The sequence below is a fragment of the Endozoicomonas sp. ALB032 genome (assembly GCF_049310125.1).
GTDB lineage: Bacteria > Pseudomonadota > Gammaproteobacteria > Pseudomonadales > Endozoicomonadaceae > Endozoicomonas_A.
This window is the reverse complement of the sequence record NZ_JBLYNW010000001.1, coordinates 6,641,155-6,652,530: the sequence shown is the minus strand read 5'-3', so window position 1 is coordinate 6,652,530 and position 11,376 is coordinate 6,641,155. Positions and strand designations below refer to the sequence as shown.

At 47.8% G+C, this 11,376-nt stretch carries 2 protein-coding genes; both read right to left on the bottom strand.

Going from position 1 to position 11,376, the window contains the following annotated elements; translation table 11 throughout:
* Positions 1-55 precede the first annotated feature (55 nt).
* The gene (locus ACO6VG_RS24195) at positions 56-4,750 is read right to left on the bottom strand and encodes a hypothetical protein (protein WP_422476039.1); all 4,695 of its coding nucleotides are present in this window, start codon (positions 4,748-4,750) and stop codon (positions 56-58) included.
* 117 nt (positions 4,751-4,867) lie between these two features.
* Positions 4,868-11,194 carry a hypothetical protein gene (locus ACO6VG_RS24190; RefSeq protein WP_422476037.1) on the bottom strand — a complete coding sequence of 2,109 codons (6,327 nt, stop codon included), beginning with the start codon at positions 11,192-11,194 and terminating at the stop codon, positions 4,868-4,870.
* Positions 11,195-11,376: the final 182 nt, after the last annotated feature.

The window sequence follows — 11,376 nt, the reverse complement described above, 5'->3', positions numbered from 1 at the left end:
AATTTAATTCTCAGTGGCAAAGTTCAATGTCCGGAACTCGTTCCCACGCTGTGACTCACTTCTTAACCTCAAGACCAACTGGTGCTGCTTTTACGGTTGCGGAGGGTTGCCCAGGCGCTGCAGTCCCGGACCCGAAGAAAGTACCCAGAGTGCAAGAGTAAGGAATACTTTCTGCATGGGAGAACGACCATTTAGGTACATTTTCCCTGAAGTATTTCTCCCAGCTATTCTCAAACAGTTTGAGGGTGCGATCCCGGCGTTCACGGAACTGCAGATAATTTTCATGTCGTGTCCAGCCATACATCGTGTTGTTGGCTTTAACACGGTAGGCATACTCTTTATCGGTTTCACTGAAGCATTGAGGTGTGGCAATCGCCGTGCGTTTCACATAGTCATCGTCAGACTCAGCCACGCCTCGCCAGCGGTTAATCCTGTCAAGACTTCGGCCCAGAGGGCCACTCAGCCATTGAGTGAGCATCTTGTTGTCGTTCATAAAGAAGTCGAAAGTGAGACTCGACGCCAGAGCGAATCCAAAGGTTTGCGCATAAGTGAATCCGGATATAAGGCCATGGGCGTATGCTCCAAAAGTGGCTACCGGACCCAGCACCATAGCGGCTGTGGCCGAGGCCAGCGTTTTTACTGTTTGCGGTGTCACCCTGTGCAGAAGTGGCACCTGAACCCCTTGCCCGGAACCCATGGATTTCACTATTTCAGGCACCAGACGGGAAATGCTGCGATACCTCTGCGGATTGGCATTGTATTGTCTGGCAAACAACAAAGCGCCGGTTCTCAGCAGAATGACTGAGGACGCTGCCTTACCCAATGGCATGGCCAGCCCACCCACCTCAGAGATTTGTTCAATGCTGCTGTGAAAGGCATATTGGTCGGTTCGGTCAGGATCAACACCATAACGTTCCAACCAGTGCTGGAAAGGTGTAGGCATCCTGTGGAGGTAATCACCCCTGTTGGTCAGATCCAGAAGATAGAGGAACGCCATGTTTGACAGGGATAGCTCGGCAGCCCGCCGGGCGTTAGTGTTCACCAGCAGTGGTTTGTAGCTGGAGTAGTACCAGGTGACAGCCTGTACCAGAAAGGCGGAAGGTTTGACCCAGTAATCATTGAGCTGCTGCTCAACCGCTGCGGCATGAGCCTGCATCAATGTGTCATGAATAGCCTGGATCAGTTCTGATTCGGGCAGGCCGACAGCATTGGCATAAGGTGACAGGGTCTCCTGAGCATTGGCCAGAAATACTGCCGTTCTGCGGCCATTTTCAAAGGCAATATCATCCAGAACGTAGTTGGCGATGACAGCAGCGGCATACTCTTTCACGCCGTCAACAGACTCTTTCATGCCCGTCGGGTCAGTTGCGGTCACGATCACAGGAGTAATGGCAATCTCAATGAATTGTTCAGCCCCCTCATCGGACAGCATTTGAATAACCTTCCTGAACTCGGGCACCTTGACACCCTGTTTATAACCAGGGAAATGTTCAAACTCAGCCACTGTCTGATAACCATCAACACCTATGATGGCCTTTAGGTACTTTTCCAGTTCAACCTTGCTGATCAGACCTTCTCGCAGCACACCAACAATACCATCATCACCCTCTGGTTTTTGATGAATGGTCTCCGGCTCACTTTCAGCTTCTTCCAATATTTGTCCGGTTGTGGCTACCTCACGAACGTATTGGGGTTTGGGTCCCAGGCAAGCCATATGCCTGTCAAGCTCTTTCTCAATGATCAGGATACGCACATTAACATCTGGCTGAACCCCTTTGATAACTTTGTCGTCCAGTTGTTGGAGTTTTGCTTTAATTTGACTATTTTGGTTGTCTATACTGTCATCATCGTTATAGTCTTTAATGTTCAGTTGACGGGCCACTTCATTGTTCCGTACTCTTCTGGCTGTTTCATCTTCATAGCCTTCGTTGATTTCATCCCGAAATGTCTGAATTCTGGCTATTAAAGCATCCTTCTGGTCAGACAGGCTGGCATCCTCGTCAAAGTTCATCCTTAGATCACTGGCCAGTTTCGCTGTGAAAGCCTTGACTTTTTTTATGACAGCCACGTAATCAAGAGGGTGGATATGCAGCTTGTTCTCTACGGCTGCAATGCAACCTGCCTGTTGTTCTCTGACCTGCTTATCATGGTACGGATCTTCGACTTTATAAGTGAGGCTCGCATCAAGCTTCCTGAGTCTGAGACCTCTCTCGTCAAGCGCTTTGCTGTCTTCTTTCCAGAGTGCCTGGTCTACCTCACCCAGCAGGTATTCTCCGGCGTCAGGGTGGTTAATCATTTTAAGCACCATGGCAAGCCTTGTTGCTCTGTCCTTTCGTTCAATGGAGTCCAGGTTGAGTGCTTCTTCTACTTCTGCCAGCGGATCTGTCTGTTGTTCTCTGGCTCGCTTATCCGGGTCAGGGCCTCCGATTTTATAGTGAAGATAGGCAAGAAACTTCGCGACTTTGAGATCCTTCCCGTTCAGAACTGCGTTTTCATCTGCCCAGAGGGTGTTATCTATCTTATCCAGCCTATGATCTGTGAGATCATCGTTGTCAAACATTCTTCGAACCCTGATAAGTCTTGTTGTTTTGTCATCCCCTTCATTGACTTTGATATCGAGTATTTCTTCTATGGCTTTCAGTATCGCCAGAGCCTTTTCCTCTGCCCGTTGTCTGGCTTTTTCGATGAAATCCTGCAGCTCTTCAGAAATGCTCTGGCGACGAAGGTAGACATCATCGTTTTCATCGGGAACAGTCATCTGAAGGGCTTTTTCCACGTCACTCAGTGTCTTAAGGACTCCCGGTATAACTTCGGAGTGATCTGTTCTGACGTAATCCAGATATGTGTCCAGAAATTTAAGCTTGTTAAGCTTGGTATATACTGCTGACTCTACGGCTTCACGGTCTGATAGTGCGGTGTTGTCGTTTGGATTAATACTAAGTACCTGAGCCAGAGCATGTTTCCTGGTAACGGTGTGTAAATCCTCCACAATGAGTCGGAAGGTCATAGGATTGATTTGTTGACGCAGATCTTGTGCTTCAGCTTTCATTGTCTCCAGTTTTTGAATCAGGCGATCTTGCTGAGCGTCAATATCTGTATCACTATCAAAGTCCTCAATGTTCAAATGTGCGGCAATGGTTGCAAAACGAGCTTTGGTTGCAGCTGTTTTTTCAGCTTCTGTTCTCATGCCCGGTGTGGCATGTCTTGCCCGCAAGTTCTCCAGGTTCCTGGATAATTCAAGCAGCTGTCTGGCCATGTCGGTCATCACTCTGGAAGTAAACTCTTCGTCTTTTTCGGGATCGATCTGCGCTTGTTTGATATCGCCGGTAGCGGGTATCACTTTCCGAATATGCTGAAGAAAGTGCCGGTTCATCAGGAGATTTTTAACTACGGGTTTGAAGCCAAAGTGTTTTTCGAGTTGCTCATACATCCGGTTTAGCGTGATGACTGATGAAACGGCTGTGATGTCTTCCAGTGTTAACTCAAATGGACGACGACGTGTTCGATATGGTTTATCTGGAGCAGCCAGCGCCAATACCTGCTGGAGGGATTCGTAATTTGCAAGGGAACGCACCGCCAGTTTATCTTCGTTAGAAAGTATCATCGGTTGATCTTTGTTAACGCCGATATCGTGTCGGGCAACAATCTCCTCCAGCAGTGCCATCTGCCTGCTTCGGATGACGAACTCGTAGCTTTTGATCTTAATTCTGAGAAGCTCTGTTATGACTATGCGATTATTAACCTCAGCTTCTACCCAGAGTTTGATGAGTTTTTCTACAAAAGCGACGTCATCCGGACGCTGCATCTGACCATGGAAAATAATATCCTCCCCCGGAGCTTCTGTTATTTCCAACTTTGGATAACCCTTAGGCACAGGATAAACCTGTGTGTCATCCTCGACGTGTACAACATAGCCGACGGGTTTGTTGTGTAGCAAAAGTTCGTTAAGCGCCTGCTGTTGTAAGTCCTCTTTCATGAGGTGAACCTGTATGTAGGCAGAGGCAGCCGCCGCCAGGAGGGCTTCATCATTGACAAAGAGTGATTGACCCAGGCGTGGCAGTTCTGGGGGCTGATCGCCCGAAGCGATAAGACGCATGAAGGTACGCTCATTCACTGCAACTTTTTCAACTTCAATGGTGGCAAGGGCAACGAAGTGATCACTTGAGCCGAGGTTTCCTGCTCTTGCAACGGCAGCTTTCAAAACATCAGACAGTTGCGCGGGGCTGGCGATTTTCGTTAACGGTTCTAATGATGTAGAAAATAATTTACCACGAGCAACCGCAACTGAATCCTGATCGGTCATTCCGCCTCTGACTTCAATGACCAGTTCCTTTTCTTCAAGGTTGTGGATGAACCTGAAGATTCCTTCATCACCTACCTTAAGAACTTTGGTATATTTCTGAGCAATGCCGCCCTCGTCTGTTTCAAACTGATCAACACTGGAAACGCCGTCACCAATACCATAAAGAATTGCTGAAAAGCTTATAGTGGGAGAGATACGAGGGTGACATTTTGAAGGTGGAGGCTCATAAGGGTAGCTGGTGGTAACAGATTTGGGTATTGGCTGCCGGTCATCACCTAAAGTTGGCTGAACCATGACCTCACTTCGAGGAAACTGAAAATCTCCAGTGTTCAGAATATAGGCGTATGTCTGAAGTTTGCGAACGGCCAGTGCCTCTGTACTCATGATGGAAAAGCTGGTTGCCAGGGCCACTGCAAAGCTTAATGTATTGGGGCAGGTATTTTTCATCCTACTACCTCGAAGCTGATTACTTTGATTCCTGTGAAAAGTGAACAACCCGCTCCCACGCAAGGACCCACAGGGCCTGAAAGCACGGGAACCAGAGTTTTCTAGTGGTTTCTAATATCAAAGTTCGTCGCGGGTATTTTTATTTTTATCAAGATCGAATGTCTTGACCTCAAGACCAACCGGTGCTGCTTTTACGGTTGTGGACTCAAATAAGGCACCCAGAGTGTAGGAGTAAGGAATACTTTCTGCATGGGAGAACGACCATTTAGGCACATTTTCCCTGAAGTATTTCTCCCAGCTATTCTCAAACAGCTTGAGGGTACGATCCCGGCGTTCACGGAATTGCAGATAATTTTCATGTCGCGTCCAGCCGTACATCATGTTGTTGACTTTAACGCGGTAGGCGAACTCTTCATCGGTTTCACTGAAGTATTGAGGCGTGGCAATAGCCGTGCGTTTCACATATTCATCGTCAGACTCACCCGCGCCTCGCCAGCGGTTAAATTTGTCAAGACTTCGGCCCAGGGGACCACCCAGCCATTGAGTGAGCATCTTGTTGTCGTTCATAAAGAAGTCGAAAGTGAGACTCGACGCCAAAGCGAATCCAAAAGTTTGCGCATAAGTGAATCCGGATATAAGGCCATGAGCGTATGCTCCAACAGTGGCTACCGGACCCAGTACCAGAGCGGCTGTGGTCGAGGCCAGTGTTTTTACTTTTTGTGGTGTCACCCTGTTCAGAAGTGGTACCTGAACTCCTTGCCCGGAACCCATGGATTTCACTATTTCAGGCACCAGACGGGAAATGCTGCGATACCTCTGCAGATTGGCATTGTATTGTCTGGCAAACAACATGGAGCCGGTTCTCAGCAGAATGACTGAAGAAGCGGCCTTGCCCAATGGCATAGCCAGACCGCCCACTTCAGAGATTTGTTCAATCCCGCTGTGGTAGGAATATTGGCCAGTTCGGTCAAGATCAACACCGTAACGTTCCAACCAGTGCTGGAAAGGTGTGAGCATTCTGTGCAGGTAATCACCCCGGTTGGTCAGATCCAGCAGATAGAGGAACGCCATGTTTGAGAGCGACAGCTCGGCAGCCCGCCGGGCGTTAGTGTTCACCAGCAGTGGTTTGTAGCTGGAGTAGTACCAGGTGACAGCCTGTACCAGAAAGGCAGAAGGTTTGACCCAGTAATCATTGAGCTGCTGCTCAACCGCTGCGGCATGAGCTTGCATCAATGTGTCATGAATAGCCTGGATCAGTTCTGACTCAGACAGGCTGACAGCGTTGGCATAAGGTGTCAGGGTCTCCTGAACATTGGCCAGAAATGCTGCCATTTTGCGGCCATTTTCAAAGGCAATATCATCCAGAACGTAGTTGGCGATGACAGCAGCGGCGTACTCTTTCATGCTGTTAACAGACTCTTTCATGGCTGTCGGGCCAGTTGCGGTCATGGTCACAGGAGTAATGGCAATCCCCATGAATTGCTCAGCACCCTCATCGGACAGCATCTGGATAACCTTCCTGAACTCGGGCACCTTGACACCCTGTTTATAACCAAGGAAATGTTCAAACTCATCCACTGTCTGATAACCATCAACACCTCTGATGGCCTTTAGGTAGTTTTCAAGTTCAACCTTGTTGATCAGACCTTCACGCAGCAGGGCTAGTATCTTGTTACCACTGGCAGAATGGCTGGCGAAGTATTCCGAGAAGCCTTCCAGATCCCCCGTTTCATGCTCGACATAGTGAATGCCTGCCGAGCCTATGCCGTCAATTTCGTCGTTGTATTGTTGTGCCCCTTTATTCATCTCATTCCTAGCCCTGTGTACCAGAGTCTGGACTTCTTCCAGAGGCTGGTGAGAAGATTCCGGGAAGGTCGTCTTCAGGTGCTTGAAGACTTCCACCATTCGACTGGTCTGTTTAAACGTCAGTTTATCTCCGACCAGTGCCTGCAAGTGAATGGGCGCATATTCATCGTCAAAATTGAAAGTCGTAAGACAGGGCATTATCTTACCGCTTTGTGCTGCTGATTCTGCCAGACCCATTGCGGCTTGCAGAGCCTGTCGTTTAAGAGGGTGTTGTTGCATGCATTTGTGGATAGCTTCCAGAACATCGGCCTGTCTCGGCGTGTACTGGAAGGGGCCGTCATCATTTTCGACGGCTTTTTCGGCAGCCTTCAGGGCATCCTTCATTCCCTCAAAGTCTGCTTTTCTGGTTTCAATTTCTGCTTCCAGAAAGGCGTGTTTCTGAATCAGTTGCCGGATCTCGCCGCCAGCGCCATCATCACCGCCCAGTTGTAACTGCTTGTTTCTCAGGGCCTTAACCCATCGTTGACTGGTATCAGCGGACTCCGGCTTAACAGCCACGGTTTTTTCAATGATATCAGGAACTGCTTCATCCGGGATATGTTTCAGGAAAGCAAAGGTTCCGGCAGATGCAAGGTGTTTGATACGAATAGCATTCAGTTCCTGATTAGCCGCTTCCAACTCACTTTCAGCTTCTTGCATTGTTTGTCTGGCTCTGGTCACCTTGAGATCAAGAACATATCGGGGTTCAGGTCCCAGGCGGGCCATTTGCCTGTCAAGCTTATCCTCAATGGCGGCAATACGCTCTTGAACGTTAGGCTCACCGGCACTGAAAGCTTCATCATCCAGCTGTCGGAGTTTTGCATCAATCTGACGGACCTGATCGTCGATAGTGGCATCATCTTTATAGGCTTTAATGTTGAGTTGATGAGCGATTTCATTGTTCCAGGCTCTTCTGGCCGCTTCGTCTTCATAGTCTTGGTACACTTCATCCAATAATGTACTGATTCTGGCTCTCAGGGCATCCCTCCGATCAGGCAGGTTGGCATCGTTTGCAAACTCTACCTGCAGGTCTCTGGCCAGTCTGGCAGTGAAAACCATGCTTCTTGCTTCAGCTGCATTGTTTTCATGAGGGTAGATCTTTAGCCTGTTCTCTATAGCTGCAAGATAATTTGTCTGTATTTCACTGGCTTGCTCATCCACCTCTTCGACTTTATAGGTAAGACGCCTGCGAAGTATATCGAGCCATTCTGGCCCCCCTTTTTTTGGATAAGAAAGGGTAATATCTGTATCAAGGCTCTCGGGTTTGAGATCCTTCATATTTACAAGACTGCTGTCTTCTTGCCAGACAATACTATGTATCTTATTCTGCATGAACTCTGAAAGATCGCCATCAAGCCTTGTTCGAACTCTGGCAAGCCTTGCTGCATTGTCATCACCTTCATTGCTTTTGATCTCGAATACTTGTTCCAGGGCTTCCAGTATTTCCAAGGCCTCTTCCTCCGCCCGCTCTCTGGCTTCTGTGATGAATTCCTGCATGTTTTCAGAAATGTCCTCGCGACGAAGATACACACTATCGTTTTCATCAACGTCGCTCATCTCAAGGGCTTCTTCTACGGCTCTGAGTGTCTCGAGTACTTCAGGTTTGGCTTTGTGGCGGCCCCAGGTTCTGGACTCTTTCACTTCTTCTTTCAGCTCTGCAAGCCTGAAGAGCTTGAGATTGACCGTTGATTCCAGGGTTCTGCGATCTTCTGGTGTATTGTCTTCACTCAGATCAATATCAAGAGCGGCTGCCAGAGCACATTTTCTGGCCCAGGTGTAAGAATTCTCTATATCCTGTTGATCACTCAATGTTTCAACTCTCTGAAACAGCATTTCTTTTTGAGCATCCATTGTCTTGATTTTTTCAAGCAGGCGTTCTTGCTGAACGTCAATATCTGCATTGCGATCAAAATCCTCAATGTTTAAATGTGCGGCAATGGTTGCAAAGCGTGCTTTGGTTGCAGCTATTTTTTCAGCTTTTCTTTTGATGCTCAGTTGCAAAAGATGTTCTTGCCCAACCTGTTCTATCCGTTGCTTGAGGTGTTGTTGAAGGGCATATCGCCGGTAGTCCAGGTGATAATCGTTATCCGGAAGGCCGAGCTGATCTTCAAAGTTAGCCAGTCTCGTGCAGATTAAGTCGTCGATGAGTTCTGTCTTTTGTTGCAGTTCCTGTTGCAGCTGCTGCTGAATGGACTCAATGCGGGCAGCCAGATCGTTTTCATTGTTGGGAGTAATATCGTACTTGCTTTCAATGGATGCCAGTATTTCTTTTAAACCCTCTTGCGGAAGCTGTCCCGATTTGCTGAATTTATGAATTTCTTTTCTGATGATTGTGGCTTGTTCTGCCATTGTTGGCTCGGTCTCAACCCAGTTGTCAATACCGAGCTTATCTGCCAGTTGCTCGTTGTAATTTTCTATGGTTTCTATTACGGGATCACGAAGTTCCTCTCTCAGCACTGGAATTCGATCGACTTTCTGCTTGAGTTCCTGTAGCCAGTTTTTTTGTTTTTCCAGCTTTTGCAGATGCCGAAGATGCTGCTTACGGTGCTGACCTTCAATGTTTGCCAGCCTGTTCCAGGCGGCCTTATCGGTGAGTTTTTCCTGTTGTTGCAGGTGCTGTTGAATGGATTGAAAGCGGGTATCGAGATCGTTTTTATTATCTGGAACAATACCGAGCTGGCCTTCAATAGCGGCCAGATTTGTTCTTACAGTGTCTTCTTCAAGCTGTCCCGTTGCGGCAACTGCACTGAAGATTTTATGAATTCTCTCTCTGATGCGTGAGGCTTGCTCCTCTGATGTCTGGGTATCATCCCATTTGCCAATACCAAGCTCTTCGGCCAGTTCAGCGTTGCGAATTTTTGTGGCTTTTTCTATGGCATCAGTAACTAGTTGTACCAGCGACGGAAATCGTTTGGCTTCCTGCTGCTGTTTCTGTATCGGGTTTTGCTGTTCTTCCAGCGCTTTACGAGTTTTAGCAAGCCCATGCTCAGTCTGTTGCTTGAGTTCAGGTGCTCTGAGCTTTTCCCTTTCACTGTCCCTGTCTTTCTCTGCTGTGAACTCTATGTGTTTTATAGGCCTGATGTAATCGCCATCTTTTTTCTGCAGAGCATCTATTTTGTCGTAGGTGTCAATCATCATCTGCCGGGACATGGCTTTCAGTACTCTGGAAGCAAACTCATCATCTCCGGGAGCGTCGGCCTGAACTTTGTGGATATCTCTGATAACGGGTATCAATTCCTCCATATTCTGAATAAAGCGCTGGTCAGTCAGAAGACTTTTCGTTGCGCCACAGAAACCGAAGTATTTTACCAGTTGATAATGCATCCAGATTGGCGTGAGGACTGACGAAGTGACTTTGAGATGTTCTAATGTGAGTTCAAATTTATCTGCTATATGAGGCGTAGCGCTGACCAGAGCTTGCTGGAGAGCTTCATAGTATGCAAGCGAAGTCAGTTTATCCTTGCTAAATCCGGCATTGCTCCGGGCAGCTAATTCCTCCAGCAGTGCCCACTGCTTGCTTCGAATAACATGCAGGTAGCTTTTGACCTTATATTTTTGAACCTCTGTTGTTGCGTGAGTGAGGCCATCAGGCTCAGTTTCTGTCAGGAGGCTATAGAGGTTTTCTACAAACGCGATATCGGCTGGATTCAGTTTCTGACTATAGAAAACAATAGTATCTTCCTGAGTATGACCAGGTACCAGCTTTGGATAACCCGAAGGGGCAGGATAAACCTTTGTGCAATCTTCTTCGTGCACAACATATCCGACGGGTTTGCTCAGTGCCAACAGTCTATCAAGAGCCTCTTGTTGTAACTCTTCTTTCAGAACATGAACCTGGATATAGGCCGAGGTAGCTGCGGCCATAAGCGTTTCATCATTGACAAAGAGCGATTGACCCAGTCGCTTCAGTTCAGGGGGCTGATCGCCCGAAGCGATAAGACGCATAAATGTTCGTCCATTCACTTCAACGGGTTCTACTTTTATGGTGGCAAGGGCAACATAATGGTCGCTTGTGCCGAGGTTTCCTGCTCTGTCATCGGCACCTTCCAGCACTGCATACAATTGTTCAGGTATGGCTATTTTCGTTAAGGGTTCTAATGACGGTATGACAGTTAATTGATCACGAACAGCGTCAATGGTGTCCTGGTCGGTCATTCCGCCTCTGACTTCAATGGTCAGTTTCGTTTCTTCAAGGCTGTGGGTGAACCTGAAGACTTCCTCATCACCCACCTTCAGGACTTTGGTGTATTTCTGAGCAATGTCATTCTCGCCTGTTTCAAACAGATCAACACTGGAGACGCCAGCACTAACGGCAGAAAGAATGTCTGTAAAACCATCAGAGGGAACCGTATAGCCGTCTCTGGCTTGAGTCTGATCAGGGTAAGTAGTGGTAAAGGATTTGGTTATTGGTTGCTGGTCACCCGATAAAGTTGGCTGAACCCTGACCAGACTCTGGGTAAACGACACGAATTCACTGTTCGAAATATCAAGAGATTTTGTCTGCAGCTTGCGCTCGGCTTGCGCCTGTGTACTGATGATGGTAGAGCTGATGGCAATGGTTACTGCAAGGCTTAATGCATTGGGGCCGGCATTTGTCATTCTACTACCTCAGAGTTGGTGCTTTGGTTATCGTGAAAAGCGATTGCCACACCCGGCGAGGAAACAACTTACAAAGGCTCACGGCTGTTCCGGTAAGCTGTTGAGAGAATTTAGTTCACAGTGGCAAATCCGCTAGCTATTGGCCGAATTTAATTCTCGTGACAAAGTTCACTGCCAATAAA